The organism is Streptomyces sp. NPDC021622 (assembly GCF_040640795.1).
Lineage (GTDB): Bacteria > Actinomycetota > Actinomycetes > Streptomycetales > Streptomycetaceae > Streptomyces.
Window position 1 is genome coordinate 80,906 of the sequence record NZ_JBFACK010000012.1, and the last position, 24,516, is coordinate 105,421.

The window sequence follows — 24,516 nt, forward strand, 5'->3', positions numbered from 1 at the left end:
CAGTCCCGCTCAGTTCCGCTCAGTCGGCCGGTTTGCGTCACAGCGCGTCGGGTCCGCGCTCGCCGGTCCGCACCCGGACGGCCGTCTCGACCGGGATGCTCCAGACCTTGCCGTCCCCGATCTTGCCGGTTCGGGCGGCCTTCACCACGACATCCACGAGCTGTTCGGCGTCGTCGTCCTCCACGAGGACCTCGATCCGGATCTTCGGTACGAGATCGACGGTGTACTCGGCGCCGCGGTAGACCTCGGTGTGACCGCGCTGGCGGCCGTAGCCGCTGGCCTCGGTGACCGTCAGTCCCTGCACTCCGAAGGCCTGGAGGGCTTCCTTGATCTCGTCGAGCCGGTGCGGCTTGACGACCGCGGTGATGAGCTTCATGCGTCCACCCTCTTGTTCTTCTCGGTTGCAGCCTTCGCAGCGTCCTGGACCGGGGTCGGCACGGCAGCGCTGCGGGTGGCGGTGCCGCCGCCCGCGCCGCTGAAGTCGTACGCGGTCTCGGCGTGCTGCACCTGGTCGATGCCGGAGACTTCCTCGTCCTCGCTGACCCGCATCCCGATGGTCTTGTCGACCAGGAAGGCGAGGATCGCGGAGGCGATCAGGGAGTACGCGAGGACGGCGCCGACACCCGCGGCCTGCTTGCCGAGCTGCTCGAAGCCGCCTCCGTAGAAGAGGCCCTGAGCCTTGGACTGGACGCCACCGGTGGCGAAGAAGCCGACCAGGAGCGAGCCCGCGACACCGCCGACGAGGTGGACACCGACGACGTCGAGGGAGTCGTCGTAGCCGAACTTGAACTTGAGGCCGACGGCCATGGCGCAGAGCAGACCGGCGATGGCACCGATGGCGATCGCGCCGAGCGGCGAGCAGGAGCCGCCGGACGGGGTGATGGCGACGAGACCTGCGACGGCGCCCGATGCGGCACCAAGGGTGGTGAAAGCGCCGTGCCGGATCTTCTCGTAGGCGAGCCAGGCCAGCATGGCGGCGGCGGTGGCCACCTGCGTGTTCAGGAACATCATCGCGCCGACGCCGTCGTCGTTGCCCAGCCACGATCCGGCGTTGAAGCCGAACCAGCCGAACCACAGCAGACCGGCGCCGAGCATGACGAGCGGCAGGCTGTGCGGCCGCATCGGGTCCTTCTTGAAGCCGACGCGCTTGCCGATGACGAGGATCACGCCGAGCGCGGCGGCACCGGCGTTGATGTGCACGGCCGTACCACCGGCGAAGTCGATGACGCCGAGCTCGAAGGCCCAGCCGCCGGTGCCCCACACCCAGTGCGCGACCGGGAAGTAGACGATGGTGGCCCACAGCGTGACGAACAGCGCCCAGGCGGTGAACTTCACGCGGTCCGCGAGCGCACCGCTGATCAGCGCGGGCGTGATGATCGCGAACATCAGCTGGAAGACCGCGAAGACGAAGACGGGGATGGTGTAGCCGTCCCACAGCTCGTTCAGCCCTATGCCGCTGAGGCCGACGTAGTCGGAGGACCAGCCGAAGAGGCTGCCGTGGTCGGTGCCGAACGCGATGGAGAAGCCGTACAGCACCCAGAGGATGGTGACGATCCCCAGGCTGATGAAGCTCATCATCAGCATGTTCAGGGTGCTCTTGACGCGGACCATGCCTCCGTAGAAGAAGGCGAGTCCCGGCGTCATGAGCATCACCAGGGCGGAACAGATGAGCATGAACCCGGTGTTGGCGGCAGACAGCTCGGGGGCGTCTGCGGCGATCGTGATGCCTGGGGGCATCGGCGTCTCCTCGTCGTCGTATGCGGCCCGTGCGGGAGGGCGGTACGGGGTGGGCCGTTATGCGCCACGAGATTGGCGCAGCGCCGTTTCGTGGGGCGCCCCTCGATGTTTCGCACCGGTGACGAAGAGGTCGTGCGTGTTACGCGTCCATGAACTGCCGGGTGGCGCGGGACGCGGAGTCATACCCTGCGACAACGCACAAAACCGGCCGCGACGGCCATCCGGTTGACCTGGCGCGGGGGAGCCGAGTCGGGCTGTTCGGGATGGTCCTGCCGCGGCCGGAGCCTTGCGGGCGCCGTCAGACCGCCTCCGCGGTTTCCGGCATGTCCACGGCGAGCCGCTCGGTCAGGCGGACGACCTCGGCTACGTCCCCGAAGTCCCGCACGGCGGTGTCCACGGTCTTGCGCAGCCGGGTGTTGACCCGCTCGGAGCGGACCTTCTTGGCGATGTCCAGGGCCTGCCCCGCAAGCTCCGTGCTCTGCTCGGGCTCGCGCTGGAGCAGGTGGACCGTGGCCATGCCGATCAGGTTCAGGGCGTACGAACGCTGGTGCTCGGCGTCCTTGCCGAAGAGGTCGACGGCACGCTCCATGACGGGCTCGGCGAGCGAGGCGTAGGTGGGGCTGCGGCCCGCGACATAGGCCAGGTCGCGGAACGAGTGGGCGTTCTCGCCGTTCAGCTCGGCCTCGGAGAAGAAGCGGATCCAGTCCGCCTCGGGCTCGTCGAACTCCTCGGCGTCGGCGAAGGTGTCCTCGGCCATCCGCACGGCCCGCTTGCACTTGCCGGGCTGGCCCATGCTGGCGTAGGCGCGGGCCTCCATCGCATACAGCATGGCCTGGGTGCGCGGGCTCGCGCAGTCGCGGCTGCCGTACTGCGCGAGGTGGATGAGTTCGAGCGCGTCGTCGGGCCGGCCGAGGTGGATCATCTGGCGGCTCATGCTGGAGAGGATGTACGAACCGAGCGGCTTCTCGCCCGCCTCCTTGGCGGCGTGCAGCGCGAGGACGAAGTACTTCTGGGCGGTGGGCTGAAGCCCCACGTCGTAGCTCATCCACCCGGCGAGTTCGGCCAGCTCGCCCGCGACCTTGAAGAGCCGCTTGGCGGTGGCTTCGGGCTGGGGCTCCTGCAACAGGTCCGTCACCTCGTGCAGTTGGCCGACGACGGCCTTGCGCCGGAGCCCTCCCCCGCATTGGGCGTCCCACTGGCGGAACATCACCGTCGTGGACTCGAGGAGATCGAGCTCAGGTTTGGAGAGCCGCCCCGGCCTGCGCGTCGGCGCGGCGGGCTCGGGGTCGCCGGACGGCGTGGTCGGCCCGGGGACCAGCCAGCGCTGCATGGGCTCGATGAGGGCGGGGCCCGCGGAGAGCGCGAGCGAGGTGCCGAGGAAGCCGCGCCGGGCCAGCATCAGGTCGCTGCGCGAGAACTCGCTGATCAGCGCGACGGTCTGGGGTCCCGTCCAGGGCAGGTCCACGCCGGACACGGAGGGCGACTGGTGCGCGGCGCGCAGACCCAGGTCCTCGACCGCCACCACACAGCCGAACCGCTCGGAGAACAGCTCGGAGAGGATGCGCGGAATGGGTTCGCGGGGATTCTCGCCGTCCAGCCAGCGGCGCACCCGTGAGGTGTCGGTGGAGATGTGATGCGCACCCAACTGGCGTGCTCTGCGGTTCACTTGGCGTGCGAGTTCGCCCTTCGACCAGCCGCTGCGCACGAACCAGGAGTTGAGCAGTTCGTTTGGGCGCTTCTCAGCGTTCGCACCACTTCCGGCATTGCCGCCCACTGGAACGCCCCCATTCCTCAAGACACTTGCACGGTCCACGCCAAGCCCTACCAGAATGCCGCGGGATGCGGCTCTCCGTCCGGAGAACGTCACCCATCGAACAGGAAACCGACTTGCCTCCGGCATACCCACGAGTGCGCGAGCCTCAGGGCTTATGCACTGAAAGTAATCCTACGATCACCCCTCCGGCGAGGGCGATCGCGGAAACGCCACCATTCGCCACCCCTTCGAATGAACTCCCCGCCCGCTACAAGCGATTGACTTGACAGTGGACGACCGACAGTGGGCGGAACGGAGCACTTAGGGGCGCGAATGATCGAGCGCACCACCCTCTGGCCATCGGGTGCCACCCGAAAACAGAGGGTCACGATCCGATTCCGTCACGTAACCGCGCTGCGCTCGACCCGTTGGAGGGGGCATGGGCTTCACGATCGGCGGCATCCGGGGGACCAGAGAACCCCGCACCGGTTCACGGCGGCGCGGCCGCGCGTCGGACTGCACCGCGGTGGCCGAGTACACCGGACTCTGGGGCTGGGCGGCGGTCCCCGGAGCGCGCGCGCTGGACGGCCGCTGCTCCTGCGGCGCGGCCGACTGCCCGTCCCCCGGCGCCCATCCGCTCGCCTTCGCCCCCGAGGTCCCGGCCGGGGCGCGGCTCGACGAAGTGGCGGAGGCCTGGGGCCAGTTCCCCGGCGCCGCCGTGCTGCTGCCCGTGGGGCGCGCCTTCGACGTGATCGAGGTGGCCGAGACGGCGGGCCGCCGTGCCCTGGTCCGCCTGGAGCGCATGGGGCTCCCGCTCGGCCCGGTGTCGGCCACACCGGACGGCCGCGCGCATTTCTTCGTGGCCCCCGGCGCCGCCGCCGAACTCCCCCAGCTGCTCTACCGCATGGGGTGGGACGACGCCGGCATCGACCTGCACGGCCGGGGCCCCGGCAGCCACATCACGGCCCCGCCGTCCGACCACGCGGGCCTCGGCCCGGTCCGCTGGCTGCGCGCCCCGGACCTGGACTCGGCAACACATCCACCCCAGGCACGGCTGGTCCTCGGGACCTTGGCGTACGTGGCCCATCGCTCACCGGCGTAGACGCGCCCGCACACGGAAATGCCCGCCCCGGCTGCACCCTGGGGCGGGCATTTCTTTTTCGTACGCGGCACATGAGCGCCCCGAAGGGGCGCGGGGAACTGCGCGACCAGCCACGACGCACCCGCAGGTGAAAAGCCGGAGCGCTACTCCCCGATCAACGCATCCACAAAGGCCTCAGGCTCAAACGGCGCAAGATCATCCGCACCCTCACCAAGCCCCACCAACTTCACCGGCACACCCAGCTCCCGCTGGACCGCAACAACGATTCCGCCCTTGGCGGTGCCATCCAGCTTCGTCAGGACGATGCCGGTGATGTCGACGACCTCGGCGAAGACCCGCGCCTGCACCAGACCGTTCTGCCCGGTCGTGGCATCGAGCACGAGCAGCACCTCGTCCAGCGGCGCGTGCTTCTCGACGACGCGCTTGACCTTGCCGAGCTCGTCCATCAGGCCCGTCTTGGTGTGCAGCCGGCCCGCGGTGTCGATGAGGACGACATCGGCGCCCTCCGCGATGCCCTCCTTGACCGCATCGAAGGCGATCGACGCCGGGTCGCCGCCCTCGGGGCCGCGCACCGTGCGGGCGCCGACGCGCTCGCCCCAGGTCTGCAGCTGATCCGCGGCGGCCGCGCGGAAGGTGTCCGCCGCGCCGAGGACGACCGAGCGGCCGTCGGCGACCAGGACGCGGGCGAGCTTGCCGGTGGTGGTGGTCTTGCCGGTGCCGTTGACGCCGACGACCATCACGATGCCGGGCGTCTCCAGGCCCGACTCGGTCTTCACGGCGCGGTCGAAGTCCGTGCCCTCGCGCGTGCCCAGCAGGGCGATGAGCTCCTCGCGAAGGAGCGCGCGGAGCTCGTCCGGGGTGCGGGTGCCGAGCACCCGAACGCGCTCGCGGAGCCGCTCGACCAGTTCCTGGGTGGGGGCGACGCCGACGTCGGCGGTGAGGAGCGTGTCCTCGATCTCCTCCCAGGTCTCGTCGTCGAGGTTGTCGCGGGAGAGGAGCGTGAGCAGCCCCTTGCCGAGCGCGTTCTGCGAGCGGGAGAGCCGGGTGCGCAGGCGGACCAGGCGCCCTGCGGTGGGCTCCGGGGTCTCGATCTCCGGGGCGGCCTCGGGGGCCTCCTCGGTGACCACCGGCGCCTCGGCTCCGGCGCCCGGGAGTTCCACCTCCTCGATCGTGCGGCGCGGTTCGTCGCGCGGCGTCTCGGCCTCGTCGCCAACCTGCGGTTCGGCGGGAGGGGCGGTGATGGTGGGCGTGGTCGACGGCGCCTGCGGCGGCAGCTGCTTCTTCTTGCGGCTGCCGATCACGAGCCCGCCGAGCGCGCCGATCACGACCACGGCGATGACTACAGCAAGGATGACGATTTCCATAACCCACCCAGTATCAGTCATGGGTGCAACCTGGGCCCAGGCTGTAGCTTCCTCCAAAGAACAAAGGCCCATAGAGGGCACTACTCGGACTAAAGTACGATGGAGCTCTCCGCATCAACGCGCGTAGAGTCCTTGCGATCACCCCCACGGACGGCTCGCAGCGTTGCGATCCGAGCGAGAGGCACGGAACCACCCCCATGAGCACCACCGCCGAAAACGAAGGCGCCCTGGAGACACGCGGCCTCGAGCCCGTCCCCGACTCCGAGCGCACCGGCAGGACCCGCGAGCTGTTCCCCACATGGGTCGCGGCCAACATCAGCGTCCTGCTGCTCACCATGGGCGCGGGCCTCATCGTGACCAACGGCCTCAACTTCTGGCAGGCCCTGGTCGTCGCCCTCGTGTCCCCCGTTCTCAGCTACGGCATGGTCGGGCTGATCTCCATCGCGGGCAAGCGCGGCGGCTCGCCGGGCATGACGCTCTCGCGCGCGGTCTTCGGCCAGCGCGGCAACCTCTTCCCGGGCTCCCTGATCTGGATCGCCCGCTGGGGCTGGGAGACGATCAACGCGGTCACGGGCGCGTACGCGATCATCGTCGTCCTGGACATCTGCTTCGGCGTGAAGTCCAGCACCTGGCTGACGGTCGTCACGCTGATCGCCTTCGTCGCCGGTACGTTCGTCATCAGTGGCCTCGGCCGCAAGGTGCTGCACATCTGCAACACCTGGGCGACGTACCTCTTCGGCGCGTTCAGCGTCCTCGTACTGATCTACCTCATCGCCAACACCCCGTGGTCGGACGTCTTCTCCGAGTCGGCGGGCTCCACCGCTGCGATGGTCGCGGGCGTCGGCGTGATCGCCGCCGGCGGCATCAGCTGGGTCCCCACCGGACCGGACTTCACCCGCTACCTGCCGCGCACGGCCTCCAACAAGGCGCTGGTGGGCAACGCGATCGGTGGCGCCGGCATCGTCGTCGTACCGATGGTCCTGATGGGCGCCGTCATGGCGGTCAGCACACCGTCCCTGTCGTCGGCCGCCGACCCGGTCTCCTTCCTCGGCGAGCTGCTCCCGACGTGGATCGCGGTGCCGTACCTGGTGATGGCCCTGATCGGCATGCTGCTGATCAACTCGATGTCGATGTACTCCGCGGGCTTCACCGCCATGACGCTCGGCATCAAGGTCCCGCGTGCCTGGGCCGTGAGCATCAACGCCATCATCAGCCTGATCTTCGGCTACCTGCTGATGAACGTGGCCAGCAGCTTCATGGGTTCGTTCATCTCCTTCCTGACGCTCCTCGCGGTCGCGTTCTCCGCCTGGATCGGCGTTTTCGGCATCGACATGCTGCGCCGCAAGACATACGACGGCGAGGCGCTGATGGACACCAAGCGCACCAGCGCCTACTGGTACAAGGCCGGCTTCGCCTGGCAGGCCATGACCGCGTGGGCGATCGCCCTGGTGATGGGTCTGCTCTTCACGAAGGTCGACTGGTTCAGCGGCCCGCTCGCCACGTCCTGGGTCGGCCGCAACGGCCTCGGCTGGCTGGCCACGATCATCATCGCGGCCGTCCTGTACGCGGTGCTTCCGCGCACCCCGGCCGTCGAGACGCCCGGCGGCAAGGGCGACGACACCGAGCTGGTCACCGCCTGATCCGGAGCAACTCCCGCCGGACACTGGCCATCTGACACCACGTCAACTAACGTCCCCCTTCGCCGCCCATGGTGAAGGGGGACGTTCCGCATGCCCGTCACAGTCGTCCGTTTCAACCTCGTCGACCCCGCGGCCACACCCGGCTCGCTGAGCGAACGCTACAAAGCCGCCCTGGAGATGGCCGCGTACGCGGATGACCGGGGCATCTCCACCGTGCAGACCGAGGAGCACCACGGCGTCGGCAACAACTGGCTGCCCTCGCCCTTCACGTTCGCGGGCGCGGTGTTCGGCGCGACCCGGCGCATCGCCGTGACGGTCTCCGCGATCATCGGCCCGCTGCACGATCCGCTGCGGCTCGCCGAGGACATCGCCGTACTCGATCTGCTGAGCGGCGGGCGTCTGGTCACGGTGGCGGGGATCGGCTACCGGCCCGAGGAGTACGCGGCGTTCGGCGTCGAATGGAAGCGGCGCGGCAAGCTCCAGGACGAGCTGCTCGAAACGCTGCTGCAGGCCTGGACCGGCGAACCCTTCGAGTTCCGCGGCCGCACCGTGCGCGTCACCCCGCGTCCGCACACCCAACCGCACCCGCTGCTCCTCGTCGGCGGCTCCTCGCAGGCGGCGGCCCGGCGCGCGGCCCGGCTCGGCCTGCCGTTCTTCCCGAGCGCCCATCTGCCGGACCTGGAGGCGTACTACAACGAACGCCTCGCCGAGTACGGCACCGAGGGCTGGACGATGATGCCCGCCGCCGAGACCCCGCTCCTGCACATCGCCGACGACCCGGACCGCACCTGGGCCGAGCACGGCGAGCACTTCCTGCACGAGGCGCGCACCTATGCCTCCTGGCAGTCCAAGGACATCCGCTCCGCGGTGAAGTCCGCCGCGACGACGGTGGACGAGCTGCGCGCCGAGGGCGTCTACCGCGTCCTCACGCCCGACGAGTGCGTGGCGTACGTACAGGGCGGCGCCGCCAATCTCGTACTGCATCCGCTGTCCGGCGGGATGCCGGTCGACGAGGGATGGCGCAGCCTGCACCACTTCTGCGAAAACGTACTGCCCCGGCTCAAGGAATAGGTCCTTGAACCGGGGCAGCTTCCTCAGAGGAGGGGCAGCGGGGATTAGCCCATCTCCTCCAGGGTCTTGCCCTTCGTCTCCTTGACGAACTTCATGACGAAGGGGATCGAGAGCGCGGCGAAGGCGCCGTAGATGATGTACGAGCCGGTCAGGCTCCACTCGGACATGCTCGGGAACGTCTTGGTGATCGCGAAGTTGGCGAGCCACTGGGCGGACGCGGCGACGCCGAGGGCGGCCGCGCGGATCCGGTTCGGGAAGATCTCGCCGAGCAGCACCCAGACCACCACGCCCCAGGAGAGCGCGAAGAAGAGCACGAAGAGGTTGGCGGCGATGATCGCGGTCAGACCCTGTGCGTCCGGCAGCGAGACGGTGTCGCCGGATCCGGTGCGGTACGAGAACGCCCAGGCCATGGTGAACAGCGCGAGAGCCATGCCGGCGGAGCCGATCAGGGCCAGCGGCTTGCGGCCGATCCGGTCGACGAAGATCATCGCGATGACCGTGCCGATGATGTTCACGATCGACGTCTCGAACGAGTACAGGAACGAGCTGCTCGGGTCGTGCCCGATCGACTGCCACAGCTGGTTCGAGTAGTAGAAGATCACGTTGATGCCGACGAGCTGCTGGAACACCGAGAGGCCGATGCCGATCCAGACGATCGGCAGGAAGCCGACCTTGCCGAGCAGGTCCTTGAACGAGGGCTTGTGCTCCCGGCGCATGCCCTCCTTGATCTCGAGGACGCGCGCGTCCAGGTCGATCTTGTGGCCCTCGACCTCGCCGAGCACCATCTTGGCCTCGGCCTCACGGCCGACCTCGACCAGGAAGCGCGGCGACTCGGGGATGACGAAGGAGAGCAGGCCGTAGAGGACGGCCGGGATGACCATGATGCCGAGCATCAGCTGCCAGGCCTCGAGACCCATCAGCTCGCCGCGCTGGTCGTCGTCCGCCAGCCTCAGAATGCCGTAGTTGACCAGCTGCGAGACGGCGATGCCGATGACGATCGCGGCCTGCTGGAAGGAGGCGAGGCGGCCTCGGTACGCGGGCGGGGCGACCTCGGCGATGTAGGCCGGGCCGATGACGGAGGCCATGCCGATGCCGATGCCGCCGATGAAGCGCCACATCGTCAGGTCCCAGGCCGCGAAGGGCAGGGCGGAACCGACGGCGCTCGCCGCGAAGAGGACGGCGGCGATCTGCATGCAGCGGATGCGGCCGATGCGGTCGGCGATGCGTCCGGCGACCGCGGCACCGACGGCACAGCCGAGCAGCGCGGTGGCGATGATCCAGCCGAGCATGTCCGCGTCGACGTCGAATCGGTCCTGGATGGCGACGGTCGCGCCGTTGATCACCGAGCTGTCGTAGCCGAAGAGGAAGCCACCCATCGCGGCTGCCGCCGTGATGAAGATGACGTGGCCGAGATGGTCCGGCTTGGCCTCTCTGCCTTCGGGCTGCGGCGCCTTCGTTGTGCTGGTCACATGGACTCCTCGGGCCACCGGCTGCATTGCCGGGGGTGGGGGCGAGCACTTCAAGTGGCGCACAACTTCACGCCGCCCACCACCTGAAGGTAAAAGCAACGTTGCAGAGACTATGCCTTCAAGTTTCGAAGTCAATACCTGGGTTCCTGTGAATTTCAGGCACGCGTGAGGTGAGGTTCGTTCAAGTCTTGAAGTAGTGACGGCCCGGTGAAGAGTGTGCGCAGCGGGCTAGCGAAGCCGCTGGCTGATCACCTTGGATACGCCGTCGCCCTGCATGGACACGCCGTACAGCGCGTCCGCGACCTCCATCGTCCGCTTCTGGTGCGTGATCACGATGAGCTGCGAGGCCTCCTGCAGCTCCTCCATGATGCGGATCAGACGCTGCAGGTTGGTGTCGTCGAGCGCGGCCTCGACCTCGTCCATCACATAGAAGGGACTGGGCCGCGCCTTGAAGATCGAAACGAGCAGCGCCACGGCGGTCAGCGACCGCTCACCACCGGAAAGCAGTGAGAGCCGCTTGACCTTCTTGCCCGGCGGCCGCGCCTCGACATCGACACCGGTGGCGAGCATGTTGTCGGGATCGGTGAGGATCAGCCGTCCCTCACCGCCCGGGAAGAGGCGCGAGAAGACCCCTTCGAACTCCCGGGCCGTGTCCCGGTAGGCCTCGGTGAAGACCTGCTCGACGCGCTCGTCGACCTCCTTCACCACCTGCAGCAGATCGGCGCGCGTCTTCTTCAGGTCCTCGAGCTGCTCGCTCAGGAACTTATGGCGTTCCTCCAACGCCGCGAACTCCTCGAGCGCCAGCGGGTTCACCTTCCCGAGCTGCTGATACGCCCGTTCGGCCGACCTCAGCCGCTTCTCCTGCTCACCGCGGACGTATGGCACGGGCTTGTTGCGCGGGTGCTCCGGGTCGTCGGGCAGCTCCTCGCCCTCGGCGGGCGGCGAGGGCGGCACGAGCTGGTCGGGGCCGTAGTCGGCGACGAGGCCCGCCGGCTCGACGCCGAGCTCCTCGAGCGCCTTGGCCTCCAGCTGCTCGATCCGCATCCGCTTCTCGGCGCCGAGCACCTCGCCCCGGTGCACCGAGTCCGTCAGCTTGTCCAGCTCCGCCTTGAGATCACGGCCTTGGTTCCGCTCGGCGACGAGGTCCCGCTCCCGGACCTCCTTGGCGCGCTCGGCGGCGCCGCGCTCCGCATCGGCCCGTGCGAGAGAGACCTCGACGTGCGCGAGCAGCTGCCGGGCGCCGCGTGCGACGGCGTCGGCGACGGCCGCCTCGTGCCGCATCCTGGCCTTGCGCTGCTCGGCACGCGCGCGTGCCTCGCGTTCACCGCGCGCGGCCCGGTCGAGCGAATCGGCCCGGCCCGCAAGCCCCTTGACCCGCTCCTCATGGGTACGAACCTGAAGCCTGGCCTCCATCTCGGTCTGCCGGGCATTGGCCCCATCCGCGGCGAGCCGATCGCGCACGGCGGTGTCGGGCTCCTCCTCGACCGGTGCCTCCTCGGCGACGAGCAGCCGTTCTGCCAGTTCCTCGGCCTCCTCGACCGCCTTGTCGAGCGCGTCCTGCGCCTTGGCCGCGGCGGCGGCACTGCGCTCGGCCTCACCGGCGGCGCCGCGCGCCTGCCCGGCGAGCGCGCCGAGCTGCTGGGCCACGGCCGACTTCTCCCGGTCGGCGGCGCGCCTGCGCTCGCCCAACTCCTCGACGAGCGCGGCCACTTCCTTACGCCGCTCGCCCGCGCGTTGCTGTTCATCGGCGAGCCGCTCGCAGGCCGTGCCGAGCTCGGCGAGTTCGGCCGCAGCCTCGTCGACGGAGGCCTGCACTTCCAGGAGGCTGGGCGCACCCGCGGACCCGCCCTGCGCGAAGTGCGCCCCGAGCAGGTCACCTTCGGTGGTCACCGCGGTCAACTCGGGCCGCGCGTAGACGAGATCCTCGGCGTCCTCAAGCGTCCCCACCGCCACCACGCCCCGCAGCAGCCGCCGCACGGCGGGCATCAACTCATCGGGGCCGCGCACCAGTTCGGCGACGAAGGGCGGACCTTGGGCGGCTTCGGCCCGTGCCTCACCGGGAGCAATGCCGTGGTGGGCGGGCAGCGCCTGCGCTCGGGCGCTGCTGCCGGGAGCCTCCGGGCCACGTCGACCCGCACCATCCGACTCGGCGTCATCGCCAAGCGCTTCCGCACCGCCACCGTCGACCTGCACACCGCCACCGGGCACCGCCGCATCACGCGGGCCCGCACCCCCCGACTCCCCACCGTTCAACCCGACGCCATCGCCAAGCGCTTCCGCACTGCCACCATCGACCTGCACACCGCCACCGGGCACCGCCGCACCACGCGCCCCCGCACCGCCCGACTCCGCGCCGCCCGACCCCGCACCATCCGACCCGACGCCATCACCCAGCGCCTCCGCACCGCCACCATCGACCTGCACACCGCCACCGGGCACCGCCGCACCACGCGCCCCCGCACCGCCCGACTCCGCGCCGCCCGACCCGACGCCACCACCAAGCGCCTCCGCACTGCCTCCACCGGCCCGCGCACCGCCACCGGACACCTCCGCACCACGCCGACCCGCACCGCCCGAATCCGCGCCGCGCGCGCCCGCCGAGCCGCCGTGTCCCCCGTCCCACGCGTCCGGCGCCCCCGCCAGCAACAGCGCGGCCCGCCCGCCGTCCTGCTTCCGCAGCAGCCGGATCGCCTCCGCCGCCGATGCGGGGGTGCTCACCGCGATGGCGTCCGCCGCGGCACCGAACGCGGCGGCGACCGCGACCTCGTACCCCGGAGCGATCGTGAGCAGCTCGGCCGCGGGCCCCAGGAGCCCGGCGATCCGGTCCTTGGCGGCGAGCAGCGCTCCCGTGCCGTCCTTGCGGCGAAGCCCCAGCGCGAGCGCGTCGTGCCGGGCGGCGACCGCGGCCCGCTTGCGTTCGGCCGCGGTGGCCGCCTCCCGCGCGGCGGTGAGCGCGGCCTCGGCATCGGCGAGGGAACGCTTCGCCTCGTCGTGCCGCCCGGCGAGCTCCGCGTCACCGGCGTCGAGCCCGTCGACCTCCGCCTTGAGCTGCTCGTACTCCTCCTGGGCGGCGACGGCGCGCTCCCCCGCCTCGTCACGGGCCACGGCGAGCCGGTCGATCTCGGCCTGCGCGGAGCCCGCCCGCGAACGCGCCGCGTTGACCTGGCCGTTCAGCCGCGCGAGCCCCTCGCGCCGGTCGGCGATGGCCCGCGCCACGTCCTTGAGCCGGCGCTCCTCGACCGCCAACTCCCGCTCAAGATCGGCGCGGTGGCCCACCGTGTCCTCAAGGGCGTGCTCGGCGGCTTCGAGAGCCGCCTCCAGCTCCGCCTCCTGCTCACGGATCCGCGCGGCCTCGCGCTCCATGTCCTCGGGGTCGCGGCCACGGCGCTCCTCCGGCGGCGCGGCGGTCGCGCTCTTGACCCGGGCGTCGGCCAGGGAGACCGTGCCGCGCACCCGCTCGGCCAGCTGCGACAGCTCGTACCACGTCTGCTGCGCCTGCTGGAGCCGCGGCGTGAGACGCCGCACCTCGTCCTCCAGCTCGGCCTCCCGCTGCAGTGCCTTCTTCAGCTCGGCCTCGGCGGCGTCCTTGCGCTGCTTGAGCGCCGCCTCGTCCGCGACCTCGGTCTGGAGCGCTTCTCTGAGTCGTACGAGATCGTCGGCGAGGAGCCGCAGCCGGGCATCGCGCAGATCGGCCTGGATGACGGCGGCCCGCCGGGCGACGGCGGCCTGCCGCCCCAGGGGCTTGAGCTGGCGCCGCAGTTCGTCGGTGAGGTCCTGGACGCGGGCGAGATTGGCCTGCATCGCGTCGAGCTTGCGCAGCGCCTTCTCTTTGCGCTTGCGGTGCTTGAGGACGCCCGCGGCCTCCTCGATGAAGGCCCTGCGCCCCATCGGGTCGGCGTGCAGCACCCCGTCGAGCTGGCCCTGCCCGACGATGACGTGCATCTCGCGGCCGATGCCGGAGTCGGAGAGCAACTCCTGGATGTCGAGGAGCCGGCAGGTGTCCCCATTGATCTGGTACTCGCTGCCGCCGTTGCGGAACATGATCCGCGTGATGGTGACTTCCGCGTACTCGATGGGAAGCGCACCGTCGGAGTTGTCGATGGTGAGGGACACCTCGGCCCGGCCGAGCGGCGGCCGCCCGGTGGTGCCGGCGAAGATGACGTCCTCCATCTTGCCGCCGCGCAGCGACTTGGCACCCTGCTCGCCCATGACCCAGCTGAGCGCGTCCACGACATTGGACTTGCCGGAGCCGTTGGGTCCGACGACGCAGGTGATGCCCGGCTCGAACTTCAGCGTCGTGGCCGACGCGAAGGATTTGAAACCGCGCAGGGTGAGGGCCTTGAGGTGCACGCCGCTGGACTCTACCTTTCACTGACCGTTTCACCCATGAAGATGCAGGGCACATCAGACGGTAAAGGAACCGGGCGACACGGGGGCAAGAAAGAAGGGACGCCGAAGCGTCCCTTGCAGATCTGGACAATCGATCTGAACAAGCGGCTGACATGGGCAGCCCGACCACGTGCGTTAGCAGGCAACTCACAAGGCGAAAAGCGCGTGGCGCACAATGATCATTACGCCAATGATCGTTACGCAGCACCTTGCGAGGACAGACGCCTTTACTGAGGTGGCAGTGGTCAGGTGAGCGCAGGCTCCGCCTGGGGTACGTCGATGCTCTCCAGGAGCGATTCGTGAGAAGCGGCAGCCGCGAGCGCGTCGTTCTCGGCCTGGATCTTCACGAGCTCAGATTCCAGGTCCTGGACGCGCTGCTGGAGCCGTCGCATCTCGGCGAGAAGTCGCGGGTCGGAACCGCCGACGTAACCGAGAAGCGCCTTTGCCATGATGGATGGTCCTCCACAATGAGTGACCGACCGAAGCGGTGTGGGTCGTGAGGGAATCGCACCCGCGGTGCTTGGCACTCGTTGTTTCCTGCTGGTCTTGCTGGCCGTTCTCACATGCCAAACAGCTAAGGTGCGCGGGGCTTCCAGAGTCTCACCAAAAAGTTTGACGGTCAACACGATCACGCCCCGTATTGGCGGGCAACCCGGGGGCGTCGCGCCGTCAAAACTGCGGCGCTGCCTCTGCTGCGGGGCCCTGGGGGCGTGTCGATCATCCTTACCTGCGGAGCCTGCCACGGCAAGGGGTTCTTGGCAACCACCAGGTCTTTCCTGCCCGAGGCAGTTGCCTTGGGCACTCCTGTGCGGGCCCGCACTTCCAGTCTCCGTCAGCGAATCGCGAACGTCTCGTAGATGCCGCGCGGGGTGTCCCAGATCTCAGTGACTCCGTCGACACGGCCGGGAGTGTCGCCGTCCCGCAGCCAGTCGAGAAGCTCCTGGGCGCCCGCTCGCGGACCCTCGGCGACCACTTGTACGCGACCGTCCTCCAAATTGAGAGCAAAACCACTCAGGCCGCCGATCTCCAACGCCCTCGCCCGCGTGAACCAGCGGAAACCCACGCCCTGCACCCTGCCGCGCACCCAGGCGGTGAGTCTGACTTCTTCGTTCATGGGTGCACGCTAACCGGCCAATTGCTCTCGGAGCACTTCGCCCCCATGCGCCATCGCGTACAGTCCCGACTCGATGAGCCTCACTCGTATGGGTGAGTCACGTTGACCGCTAGGACGAGGAAGGCCAGAGATGGGACGCCACCGACGCTCCGGCGCAGGGGGAGCCGCCACCGGCCGCGCCACTGGGGCCCCCGCCCCGTACGCCGACGACTACGCGGGCGCCCCCGAGCCCCGCACCGCCGCCGTGTCGCACCGCCGCAAGGGCCGTGTCGCCGCACCGGTGCGCACCGGCCTGCTCGGCGTGTCCGCCGCCGTCGCGATGGGCGCCGTGGCAATCGCCTCCGGCCTGGTCCCCGGCTCCGACAACTACTCGCTTGGCGGAGGCGGCGACTCCAACAAGGTGCGTTCCGCGAGCTCCCCCACCGGTGTGGCGCCGCAGGGCGGCGCGGACACCGATGCCGACGCCGGCCGCGAGTCGGCCACGCCGAGCCGCGGCACGGACCGCTCCGAAGCGCCGGACCCGTCCCCCTCGCAGTCCACCGAGACACCTGCGCAGAAGCCGAAGCCGTCCGAGAAGCCCTCGTCCCAGGCACCGAAGCCCAAGCCGGAGCCGGAAGAGACGACGAAGGCGCCGAGCCCCTCGCGCACCGCCCCGCAGAAGCCGAAGGCGCCGCCGGCGCCGGCGCCGAGCTCGAAGTCGCCGTCCGCGGAGGCCACGGCCGAGGCCGAGGTGCTCACCCTCGTCAATGAGGAGCGGGCCAAGGTGGGCTGCTCCCCCGTGCGCGCGGACGACTCGCTGGCCTCGCTGGCCGGTGACTTCAGCTCGGACATGGCCACCCGCGACTTCTTCGACCACACCGACCTGGACGGCGCGACCCCGTGGGACCGCGCCGAGAAGGCCGGGATAGCGAATCTGGGCGGCGAGAACATCGCGCGCGGCCAGGCCAACGCCCAGTCCGTGATGGACGCCTGGATGAACAGCCCCGGCCACCGCGCCAACATCCTCAACTGCGACTACAAGACCCTGGGCGTCGGTGCGCACTTCGCGCCGGGCGGCCCTTGGTGGACGCAGGACTTCGGCTTCTAGGGCGAGCCCGCCGACCCGAAGCGCTAACTTACGGTTAGCGCAACCCATGAGTCAGCGCTGTGCACGAGTATGCTGTCCGCATGGACGCGACCACCCGGACCGAAGACGCCACGACCCCGGACCTGGCGTACGACGTGTTCTCCAGGCAGTGCCCCTCGCGCGGCACGCTGGAGCACGTCACGGGACGCTGGGGCGCGCTCACCCTGGGCGCGCTGCACGACGGCACGTTCCGTTTCAACGAACTGCGCCGCCGTGTCGACGGTGTGAGCGAGAAGATGCTGTCCCAGACGCTGCACGCGCTGGAGCGCGACGGCCTGGTGCACCGCGAGGCGCAGCCCACCAACCCGCCCCGCGTGGACTATGAACTCACCCCGCTGGGGCGGGAGTTCGCGCAGCGCCTGATGACCCTCGTGCACTACATGGAGGGCCGGATGGACGACGTACTGGTGGCGCGGGAGCGTTACGACGCGGAGCGCGGCGGCCGCTGACAGCGCGGGCAGAAGTAGCTGGAGCGGTTCATCCAGGGACGCCGCCGCATGGCCGTGCCACAGCGGCGGCACGGTTCGTCCTCACGGCCGTAGGCGTCGAGCGACCGCTCGAAGTAGCCGGACTCGCCGTTCACATTCACGTACAGACTGTCGAAGCTGGTGCCGCCGACGGCGAGCGCCGCGTTCATCACATCCCGTACGTGGCCCAGGAGTTCGGCCGTGCGCGGCCGCGTGAACGTGGCGGTCGGGCGTTCGTAGTGCAGCTTCGCGCGCCAAAGCGCCTCGTCCGCATAGATGTTGCCGACCCCGCTGATCAACGACTGGTCGAGCAGGGCGCGTTTGATCGTCGTACGACGGCGACGCAGCGCGTCGTGGAAGGCCGCGTCGTCGAAGAGCGGGTCCAGTGGGTCGCGGGCGATGTGCGCGATGACGTCCGGGAGTCCGTCGGGGGTGTTCTCGTGCAGCGAGAGCCCGCCGAAGGTGCGCTGGTCGACGAAGCGCAGCTCGGTGCCGAGCGTGTCCGCGAAGCCCATCCGGATCCTCAAGTGCTTCTCGTCTGGGGCCTCTTGGGGCTGGACGAGCAGCTGCCCGCTCATGCCGAGATGGGCGAGGATCGAGGTGCCGCTGTCTTCAAGGGGCAGCCAGAGATACTTGCCGCGCCGCATCGCCGTACCGACGCGCTGCCCCTTGAGCCGGAGCGCGAAGTCCTCCCCGCCCGCGAGATGCCGCCGCACGGCACGCGGGTGCAGCACATCGACCTCGATGACGGTCCGATGCGCGACCCACCGCTCGAGCCCACGCCGGACGACTTCGACTTCGGGCAGCTCGGGCATGACGCTTGTCCATTTCGGGATAACGGGCGGGTGAGCGGGAAAAAGCTGGTGCCGGCCACCCAAAGGCGGCCGGCACCAAAAAACAGAGGTCAGACGGAGGGTGCGTCCGCAACCCCGTCGGCCGAGGCGGCAGCCGCCTCCGCAGCCTTGATCCGCTCATCCGCAGCGGAGCGAATCTCGCGCCACGCGGACTCCGCGGCCTGCTGCTCCGCTTCCTTTTTGCTGCGGCCGGTGCCGGTGCCGTACGAGACGCCTCCGACGCGGGCGGCAGCAGTAAAGGTCTTCTCGTGGTCCGGGCCGCTCTCCGTGACGAGGTACTCGGGCACGCCGAGGCTCTCGGTCGCGGTGAGCTCCTGGAGGCTGGTTTTCCAGTCCAGGCCCGCGCCCAGGTTCGAGGACTTCTCGATCAGCGGGTCGAAGAGCCGGTGCACCAGCTCGCCCGCCGCGTCCAGACCCTGGTCCAGATAGACCGCGCCGATCACCGCTTCAAGGGTGTCGGCGAGGATGGATGCCTTGTCCCGGCCACCCGTGCCCTCTTCGCCCCGGCCGAGCCGGATGAAGGAGCCGAGGTCGAGGCCGCGACTGACCTCCGCAAGCGCACGCGAATTGACCACCGCGGCCCGCAACTTGGCCAGCTGGCCTTCGGGCAGGTCGGGGTGGGTGCGATAGAGCGTGTCCGTGACGACGAGGCCGAGCACCGAGTCCCCGAGGAACTCGAGCCGCTCGTTCGTCGGCAGGCCGCCGTTCTCGTACGCGTACGAACGGTGGGTCAGCGCACGCACCAGAAGGGCGGACTCGAGTTGGTACCCGAGCCGCCCTTCCAAAAGCGTGTGGGACGAGGCCGTGTTGTTGTCCGCCTGCTTCTTGGCGTTTGCAGCCTTTTCAGCGTTGGCGTCTTCCGCCGTTTTATGGCTAGACACGGTGCCTCTCACCAGCCGCTCAGACCTCGAGGACCTGGCGCTTGTTGTACGTGCCGCAGCTCGGGCACGCGATGTGCTGGAGCTTCGGCTCCTGGCAACGCTCACACGAAACCAGGGTGGGGACCGCAGCCTTCCACTGCGACCGGCGGTGGCGCGTGTTGCTGCGCGACATCTTCCGCTTCGGAACAGCCACGGCTACTTCTCCTGCTTCTCGTCGACGCCAGCTTCGGCGCCGCTCATCTCGTCCTTCTCGCCGTCCTGGATGGTCCCGGCGAGTCCCTGCAATGCCGCCCAACGGATGTCGACGGCGTCATGGTGGTGGTCCGGGTCGTCCGCGAGCCGCGCTCCGCACTGGGAACACAGGCCCGGACAGTCGTCCTGGCACACCGGCTGCATCGGCAGTGCGAGCACCACCGCATCACGCAGCACAGGCTCGAGGTCGAACATGCCGTCCTCGAGATAGAGCCTGTCCTCATCTTCCTCGGCGTCGTCGGCCGGTTCCGCGGTGCGGCTCCGGTCGTCGGCGTCAGGGTACGAGAACATCTCCTGGAAATCCGCGTCGACCTCAAGCGTCAGCGGCTCCAGACACCTTACGCACTCCCCCTCGGCCGATGCACGGGCGGTGCCTGTGACAAGCACCCCTTCCATGACCGACTCCAGGCGGATCTTCAGCTCGACCGGGGCGCCCTGCGGCACTCCGATGACCCCTTCGATGCCGAAGGTCGCCGGCGAACCGGGTGCCTCGACGGAACGGGTCAGCCGCTGCAGCGCACCGGGACGCCGACCCAGCTCGTGTGTGTCGAACACGAGAGGGTTTCGGTGGTCAAGGCGAGCACTCAGGGCTTTTCCTGCTTTCAGATCCTGGAAGTTCAAGGAGGCCACCCCGCCATGAGTGAGAACTAGGTGCTCTCTCACAAGCCGGGCAGCCTGGATCGCGGACGTACGCGCGACCGAAGAGCCAGGATACTGGACCATTCGCTCTCGGCCCAATCCGGTACTAGCGACCCTGTTCGTACTGGCGCAGCTGCTCCGCGGTGATCATGCCGGTGTCGAAGAGGCTGGCCTCCTCCAGCGCCGCGGGAGCCTCGTACTGAGGCTGCTCGTAGCCCTGCTGCTGGTATCCGTACGGATCCTGCTGCTGGTAGCCGTACGAGTCCTGCTGGGCGTACTGCTGCTGGTACGCGTACTGGTCCTGCTGCTGGTACGCGTACGGATCGGGCTCCTGCTGGGCGGCCGGGGCGTAGGGCTGCTGGGCCGGGATCTGGGGGGCCGCCGGGGGCTGCTGCGGGGCGGCGGGCGGCGCCGCGGCCATGGGTCCCGCGAGGTCCGCCAGGTACTCGGCGTCGGTGGTGTGCGCCTGGGAGGAGCCGTCGCCCTGGGCCAGGCCCGCGAGGTCGTCGGCGGGGGCCCTGCCGTGCAGCGTCTGGCGGCCGCGGCCGACCGCCTCCAGGGTCTTGGCCAGGACCGCCTCGAAGGCGCCGAGCTTGGCGTCCACGTACGCGTCGGCGTCCCGGCGCAGCGTCTCCGGGTCGTGGCTGCGCTCCGGGGCGTCCTCGTCCTCGTAACCCTGCTCGTCGAGGCCGGGTCCCGTGCCGAGGAGCTTCTCGCGGCCGCGGCCGACGGAGCCGAGGGTCTTGGTGAGGACGACCTCGAAGTTGGCGAGCTTGCTGTCCACGTAGTCGTCGGCCTCGACGCGGACCTCTTCGGCGGCCTGGCGGGCCTCGGCGAGGATGCGGGCCGCCTCGCCCTGGGAGTTGCGGGCGACCTCCGTGTCGGAGATCAGCGAGCCGCGTTCGGCGTGCGCGGTCTCGATGATCCGCTCGGCCTCCTGGCGGGCCTGCTCGACCAGCTGCTCACGGCCGCCGATCAGCTCCTGGGCCTGGGCGAGGGAGCCGGGCAGGGCGCGCCGCACCTCTTCGAGCATCGAGAGCAGATCGGCGCGATTGACCACGCACGAGGCCGACATGGGCATGGACCGGGCGCTGCCGATCGCCTCGACGATCTCGTCGATCTTCTTCTGCACGTCCACCGTGTGCTCGCCACTCTCTACAGCTCGTTGGGAGACGGACGGGAAGACTGTAGCCCCTGATCAGCCTCTGGCGAGGCGCTTGTTGAGGGCTTCGAAGACCAGCGGGGGCACCAGGTGCGCGACGTCGCCGCCCCACGCCGCGACCTCCTTGACGAGCGAGGAGGACAGGAAGCTGTAGGTGGGGTTGGTGGGCACGAAGAGGGTCTCGACGCCCGAGAGGCCGTTGTTCATCTGGGCCATCTGCAGTTCGTAGTCGAAGTCGCTGACCGCGCGCAGGCCCTTGACGATGGCCGGGATGTCCCGCTGCTTGCAGAAGTCGACGAGGAGGCCGTGGAAGGACTCGACCTCGACGTTCCCGAAGTCGGCGGTGACCTCACGGATCATCTCGATCCGCTCCTCGACGGAGAAGAGGCCCTTCTTCGACTGGTTGATCATCACCGCGACGTGCACCACGTCGTACAGCTTGGAGGCGCGGGCGATGATGTCGAGGTGTCCATTGGTGATGGGGTCGAATGACCCCGGACAGACGGCGCGGCGCAACTGAAGTCCCTCGCTCTCCGGTCCGGTCATGGCGCGATCACTGAGTCGTCGCACGTAGAGGCGGCGCGACCGTACCAAAACGTGCCTTCGCCGTAGCGACGGGACCTCAGCGCTTCGAAACCGTCGGGCCAGCTGAATTCTCCGCCTCTGGTACTGCGTTCAACGGTGACGAGCGCGTCGTCCGTGAGCCAGCTTTCCGCGCGGAGTGTGAGCAGGATCTCGCGAAGATCGTCATCGGTCACGGCGTACGGCGGGTCCAGAAACACCAGGTCGTACGGGGCGCTGGGGGTGCCGCCCTGGACGATCTGGGCCGCTTTGCCCGCCCTCACCTCGGCGCCGGGCAGGCCGAGCGCCTTCACGTTCTCCCTGATGGTGCGCACCGCGCGGGCGTCCGTCTCGACGAGCAGGGTGTGGGCGGCGCCGCGGGAGAGCGCTTCGAGGCCGACGGCGCCGGACCCGGCGTACAGGTCGAGGACGCGTGCGCCGTCGAGCGTGCCTTGGAAGGCCTGCCAGGTGGAGAACAGGCCCTCGCGCGCGCGGTCCGACGTGGGCCGTGTGCCGTTTCCTGGCGGGACGGCGAGGCGGCGTCCGCCGGCCGTACCGGCGATCACGCGGGTCATCTGAGTCCTTGTCGGTGTACGTACGGGATGGTGCCGTCCCAGTGTCTCAGCCGACTCCCCATGGCCGCCGCTCAGCCCTTGTCGAGGTACTGCTCGCGCTCGGCGTCGAGCAGGGCGTCGAGGGCGGTGCGCAGCGCGGGCAGGTGCTCCAGGTCCGGGTCCTTGGAGACGACCGAGACGGCCTCCTCGCGGGCCTCGGCGATGATCTCCTCGTCCTCGATGACGGCGAGCATGCGCAGGCTGGAGCGGACACCGGACTGCGCCTGGCCGAGGACGTCGCCCTCGCGGCGCTGCTCCAGGTCGATGCGGGAGAGCTCGAAGCCGTCGAGCGTCGAGGCGACGGCGCCCAAGCGGGCGCGGGCGGGGCTCGCCTCGGGCATGTCGGTGACCAGGAGGCACAGGCCCGGGGCCGAGCCTCGGCCGACGCGGCCGCGCAGCTGGTGCAGCTGGGATACGCCGAAGCGGTCGGCGTCCATGATCACCATCGCGGTGGCGTTCGGGACGTTCACGCCGACCTCGATGACCGTCGTGGCGACCAGGACCTGGGTCTCGCCCGCGGCGAAGCGGCGCATCACCGCGTCCTTGTCGTCGGGCTGCATCCTGCCGTGCAGGATCTCGACCTTGAGGCCTTGGAGGGGTCCCTGGGCTAGCTGCTCGGCGACCTCGATGACGGCGAGCGGGGGCCGCTTCTCCGCCTCGTCCTCCGCCGACTGCTTCTTGGCGCCCTTCTTGGCGGACTTCTTGGGGTCGGCGGGTTCGTCGATGTCGTCGCCGATCCGGGGGCAGACCACGTACGCCTGGTGGCCGTTCTCCACCTCCTCGCGCACGCGCTCCCAGGCACGGGCGAGGAAGTGGGGCTTGTCCTGGGCGGGGACGACATGGCTGGCGATCGGCGAGCGGCCCGCGGGGAGCTGGTCGAGGACCGAGGTCTCCAGGTCGCCGAAGACCGTCATCGCGACCGTGCGCGGAATGGGCGTGGCCGTCATGACCAGGAGGTGCGGGGGCTGCTTGCCCTTGCCGCGCAGGGCGTCGCGCTGCTCGACCCCGAAGCGGTGCTGTTCGTCGACGACGACCAGGCCCAGGTCGTGGAACTGGACCTTGTCCTCGATCAGCGCGTGCGTGCCGATGACGATGCCGGCCTCTCCGGTGACCAGGTCGAGCAGGGCCTGCCGGCGCGCGGCCGCGCCCATGGAGCCGGTGAGCAGCGTGACCTTGGTGGCCTGCTCGGAGCCGCCCAGCATGCCGCCCTCGGCCAGCTCGCCCATCATCTCGACGATCGAGCGGTGGTGCTGCTGGGCGAGGACTTCGGTGGGCGCGAGCATCGCGGCCTGGCCGCCCGCGTCGACGACGGCGAGCATGGCGCGCAGGGCGACCATCGTCTTGCCGGACCCGACCTCTCCCTGGAGGAGGCGGTGCATCGGGTGCTCGGTCGCCAGGTCGTCGAAGATCTCCTTGGAGACCTTCTCCTGGCCTTCGGTGAGCGTGAAGGGCAGCTTGGCGTCGAAGGCGTCGAGCAGGCCGCCCTCGCTCGGCCTGCGGGCGATCGCGGGCAGTTGCGCGTCCGCGTACCGCCGCCTGGCCAGGGCGACCTGGAGGACGAAGGCCTCGTCCCACTTCAGGCGGTCGCGGGCGGAGGCGATGTCCGCCTTCGAGTGCGGCCGGTGGATCTTCAGGAGCGCTTCGGGGAGCGGGATGAGCGCCCTGCCGTCCCGGAGGGCGGGCGGCAGCGGATCGACGGCCTCCTGGGCGCTGGGCAGCACCGCGTCCACCGACTTGGCGATCTTCCAGGACTCCAGCTTGGCGGTGGCGGGATAGATCGGGATGAGCGCGCCCGCCCAGGAGCCGACCGCGTCGGCCGCGTCAGCTGCGTCGTCCGGGTCGCCCCGCAGCAGTTCGTACGCGGGATGGGCGAGCTGCATCTTGCGGTTGAACACGGACACCTTGCCCGCGAACATCGCGCGCGTGCCCGGCAGCAGGTCCTTGTGCGGCTTGTGGATGCCCCGGCCGAAGAAGACCAGCTGGAGCTGGCCGCTGCCGTCGGTGATGGTCACTTCGAGTCGCTGGCCGCTGCCCCCGTTGAACCTCAGGACGCGGGCGGTCGCGACCTGGGCGACCACCGTGACGTGCTCGTCCAACGGCAGTTCGGCGAGGCGGGTGAGCTCGCCCCGCTCCGCGTACCTGCGCGGGTAGTGGTGCAGCAGGTCGCCGACGGTGTGCAGGTCGAGGTGCTCGGCCATCACCTTCGCGGTGGGAGGACCGACCACTTTCTTCAGGGGTTCATCGAGCGCGGGCACGAGATCCATTGCACACCACGCCACTGACAATCCGGCGTACGTCCCCCGAATCCGCCTCCGGCCGAT

The 24,516-nt window shown here is 69.7% G+C and carries 22 protein-coding genes; 6 read left to right on the plus strand and 16 right to left on the minus strand.

Annotated features, from left to right (window positions below):
- Positions 1-37 precede the first annotated feature (37 nt).
- From AB0G47_RS23975 to AB0G47_RS23985, 3 genes are all read right to left on the minus strand, one after another.
- The gene (locus AB0G47_RS23975) at positions 38-376 is read right to left on the minus strand and encodes a P-II family nitrogen regulator (protein WP_135333252.1); all 339 of its coding nucleotides are present in this window, start codon (positions 374-376) and stop codon (positions 38-40) included.
- On the minus strand, positions 373-1,737 hold the full coding sequence (locus AB0G47_RS23980) for an ammonium transporter (RefSeq protein WP_360773417.1): 1,365 nt from the start codon (positions 1,735-1,737) through the stop codon (positions 373-375). The genes AB0G47_RS23975 and AB0G47_RS23980 overlap by 4 nt, the downstream gene beginning before the upstream one ends.
- A 298-nt stretch (positions 1,738-2,035) precedes the next feature.
- Positions 2,036-3,511, minus strand: coding sequence for a hypothetical protein (locus AB0G47_RS23985; RefSeq protein ID WP_360773420.1), 1,476 nt, complete (start codon positions 3,509-3,511; stop codon positions 2,036-2,038).
- Positions 3,512-3,929: 418 nt separating this feature from the next.
- On the opposite strand from AB0G47_RS23985, the gene AB0G47_RS23990 reads away from it, so the two are divergent.
- The gene (locus AB0G47_RS23990) at positions 3,930-4,592 is read left to right on the plus strand and encodes a bifunctional DNA primase/polymerase (RefSeq protein WP_266871104.1); all 663 of its coding nucleotides are present in this window, start codon (positions 3,930-3,932) and stop codon (positions 4,590-4,592) included.
- Between the two features lie 143 nt (positions 4,593-4,735).
- On the opposite strand, the gene ftsY is transcribed toward AB0G47_RS23990, so the two are convergent.
- Positions 4,736-5,956 (minus strand): signal recognition particle-docking protein FtsY, encoded by a 1,221-nt coding sequence (gene ftsY, locus AB0G47_RS23995; protein WP_360773862.1) that lies wholly within the window; start codon positions 5,954-5,956, stop codon positions 4,736-4,738.
- A 197-nt stretch (positions 5,957-6,153) separates the two neighbouring features.
- On the opposite strand from ftsY, the gene AB0G47_RS24000 reads away from it, so the two are divergent.
- The gene (locus AB0G47_RS24000; protein ID WP_360773424.1) at positions 6,154-7,596 is read left to right on the plus strand and encodes a cytosine permease; all 1,443 of its coding nucleotides are present in this window, start codon (positions 6,154-6,156) and stop codon (positions 7,594-7,596) included.
- A gap of 90 nt (positions 7,597-7,686) precedes the next feature.
- Positions 7,687-8,667 (plus strand): LLM class flavin-dependent oxidoreductase, encoded by a 981-nt coding sequence (locus AB0G47_RS24005; protein WP_360773426.1) that lies wholly within the window; start codon positions 7,687-7,689, stop codon positions 8,665-8,667.
- A 44-nt stretch (positions 8,668-8,711) separates the two neighbouring features.
- On the opposite strand, the gene AB0G47_RS24010 is transcribed toward AB0G47_RS24005, so the two are convergent.
- A complete protein-coding gene (locus AB0G47_RS24010; RefSeq protein ID WP_360773428.1) occupies positions 8,712-10,136 on the minus strand; it encodes a sugar porter family MFS transporter in 1,425 nt (474 codons plus the stop codon).
- 228 nt (positions 10,137-10,364) lie between these two features.
- Entirely contained in the window at positions 10,365-14,486 is a 4,122-nt protein-coding gene (locus tag AB0G47_RS24015) for an AAA family ATPase (protein WP_360773430.1), read from the minus strand.
- 36 nt (positions 14,487-14,522) lie between these two features.
- Here AB0G47_RS24015 and AB0G47_RS24020 point away from each other — a divergent pair, with 36 nt between their 5' ends.
- Entirely contained in the window at positions 14,523-14,759 is a 237-nt protein-coding gene (locus AB0G47_RS24020) for a hypothetical protein (RefSeq protein WP_360773433.1), read from the plus strand.
- An 11-nt stretch (positions 14,760-14,770) separates the two neighbouring features.
- Here AB0G47_RS24020 and AB0G47_RS24025 read toward each other — a convergent pair whose 3' ends face one another.
- Together AB0G47_RS24025 and AB0G47_RS24030 are read right to left on the minus strand one after the other, a co-directional pair.
- On the minus strand, positions 14,771-14,974 hold the full coding sequence (locus AB0G47_RS24025; protein WP_135333243.1) for a hypothetical protein: 204 nt from the start codon (positions 14,972-14,974) through the stop codon (positions 14,771-14,773).
- Positions 14,975-15,357: 383 nt separating this feature from the next.
- Positions 15,358-15,639 (minus strand): acylphosphatase, encoded by a 282-nt coding sequence (locus AB0G47_RS24030; RefSeq protein ID WP_266871097.1) that lies wholly within the window; start codon positions 15,637-15,639, stop codon positions 15,358-15,360.
- A 130-nt stretch (positions 15,640-15,769) separates the two neighbouring features.
- Here AB0G47_RS24030 and AB0G47_RS24035 point away from each other — a divergent pair, with 130 nt between their 5' ends.
- Positions 15,770-16,726, plus strand: coding sequence for a CAP domain-containing protein (locus tag AB0G47_RS24035; RefSeq protein WP_360773438.1), 957 nt, complete (start codon positions 15,770-15,772; stop codon positions 16,724-16,726).
- Between the two features lie 80 nt (positions 16,727-16,806).
- Positions 16,807-17,214: a helix-turn-helix domain-containing protein gene (locus AB0G47_RS24040; protein WP_266871095.1), complete on the plus strand. Its 408-nt coding sequence runs from the start codon at positions 16,807-16,809 to the stop codon at positions 17,212-17,214.
- Here AB0G47_RS24040 and mutM read toward each other — a convergent pair.
- The 8 genes from mutM to recG all read right to left on the minus strand — a co-directional run bounded on the left by mutM (position 17,187) and on the right by recG (position 24,459).
- Positions 17,187-18,047: a bifunctional DNA-formamidopyrimidine glycosylase/DNA-(apurinic or apyrimidinic site) lyase gene (gene mutM, locus AB0G47_RS24045; RefSeq protein WP_360773441.1), complete on the minus strand. Its 861-nt coding sequence runs from the start codon at positions 18,045-18,047 to the stop codon at positions 17,187-17,189. The genes AB0G47_RS24040 and mutM overlap by 28 nt on opposite strands.
- 89 nt (positions 18,048-18,136) lie before the next feature.
- Complete coding sequence (gene rnc / locus AB0G47_RS24050; RefSeq protein WP_360773444.1) at positions 18,137-18,979, minus strand: ribonuclease III; 843 nt, start codon at positions 18,977-18,979, stop codon at positions 18,137-18,139.
- A 7-nt stretch (positions 18,980-18,986) separates the two neighbouring features.
- Positions 18,987-19,160, minus strand: a complete 174-nt coding sequence (gene rpmF, locus AB0G47_RS24055; RefSeq protein ID WP_003965982.1) for a 50S ribosomal protein L32 — start codon at positions 19,158-19,160, stop codon at positions 18,987-18,989.
- Positions 19,161-19,162: 2 nt separating this feature from the next.
- Positions 19,163-19,807: a DUF177 domain-containing protein gene (locus AB0G47_RS24060; protein ID WP_266873144.1), complete on the minus strand. Its 645-nt coding sequence runs from the start codon at positions 19,805-19,807 to the stop codon at positions 19,163-19,165.
- Positions 19,808-19,964: 157 nt separating this feature from the next.
- On the minus strand, positions 19,965-20,996 hold the full coding sequence (locus tag AB0G47_RS24065; RefSeq protein ID WP_360773446.1) for a cell division initiation protein: 1,032 nt from the start codon (positions 20,994-20,996) through the stop codon (positions 19,965-19,967).
- Positions 20,997-21,056: 60 nt separating this feature from the next.
- A complete protein-coding gene (coaD, locus tag AB0G47_RS24070; protein WP_266873143.1) occupies positions 21,057-21,536 on the minus strand; it encodes a pantetheine-phosphate adenylyltransferase in 480 nt (159 codons plus the stop codon).
- A 26-nt stretch (positions 21,537-21,562) separates the two neighbouring features.
- Positions 21,563-22,156, minus strand: coding sequence for a 16S rRNA (guanine(966)-N(2))-methyltransferase RsmD (gene rsmD, locus AB0G47_RS24075; protein ID WP_360773449.1), 594 nt, complete (start codon positions 22,154-22,156; stop codon positions 21,563-21,565).
- A gap of 71 nt (positions 22,157-22,227) precedes the next feature.
- Positions 22,228-24,459, minus strand: a complete 2,232-nt coding sequence (recG, locus tag AB0G47_RS24080) for an ATP-dependent DNA helicase RecG (RefSeq protein ID WP_360773452.1) — start codon at positions 24,457-24,459, stop codon at positions 22,228-22,230.
- Positions 24,460-24,516: the final 57 nt, after the last annotated feature.

Bases quoted from the DNA above. Each gene is read 5' to 3' on its own strand.
- AB0G47_RS24000 (WP_360773424.1), top strand. From the start codon at position 6,154: ATGAGCACCACCGCCGAAAACGAAGGCGCCCTGGAGACACGCGGCCTC.
- AB0G47_RS24020 (WP_360773433.1), top strand. From the start codon at position 14,523: ATGAAGATGCAGGGCACATCAGACGGTAAAGGAACCGGGCGACACGGG.
- AB0G47_RS24040 (WP_266871095.1), top strand. From the start codon at position 16,807: ATGGACGCGACCACCCGGACCGAAGACGCCACGACCCCGGACCTGGCG.
- AB0G47_RS24025 (WP_135333243.1), bottom strand. From the start codon at position 14,974: ATGGCAAAGGCGCTTCTCGGTTACGTCGGCGGTTCCGACCCGCGACTT.
- mutM (WP_360773441.1), bottom strand. From the start codon at position 18,047: ATGCCCGAGCTGCCCGAAGTCGAAGTCGTCCGGCGTGGGCTCGAGCGG.
- rsmD (WP_360773449.1), bottom strand. From the start codon at position 22,156: ATGACCCGCGTGATCGCCGGTACGGCCGGCGGACGCCGCCTCGCCGTC.
- AB0G47_RS24030 (WP_266871097.1), bottom strand. From the start codon at position 15,639: ATGAACGAAGAAGTCAGACTCACCGCCTGGGTGCGCGGCAGGGTGCAG.
- AB0G47_RS24035 (WP_360773438.1), top strand. From the start codon at position 15,770: ATGGGACGCCACCGACGCTCCGGCGCAGGGGGAGCCGCCACCGGCCGC.
- ftsY (WP_360773862.1), bottom strand. From the start codon at position 5,956: ATGGAAATCGTCATCCTTGCTGTAGTCATCGCCGTGGTCGTGATCGGC.
- AB0G47_RS23980 (WP_360773417.1), bottom strand. From the start codon at position 1,737: ATGCCCCCAGGCATCACGATCGCCGCAGACGCCCCCGAGCTGTCTGCC.
- AB0G47_RS23975 (WP_135333252.1), bottom strand. From the start codon at position 376: ATGAAGCTCATCACCGCGGTCGTCAAGCCGCACCGGCTCGACGAGATC.
- AB0G47_RS23990 (WP_266871104.1), top strand. From the start codon at position 3,930: ATGGGCTTCACGATCGGCGGCATCCGGGGGACCAGAGAACCCCGCACC.
- recG (WP_360773452.1), bottom strand. From the start codon at position 24,459: ATGGATCTCGTGCCCGCGCTCGATGAACCCCTGAAGAAAGTGGTCGGT.
- AB0G47_RS24005 (WP_360773426.1), top strand. From the start codon at position 7,687: ATGCCCGTCACAGTCGTCCGTTTCAACCTCGTCGACCCCGCGGCCACA.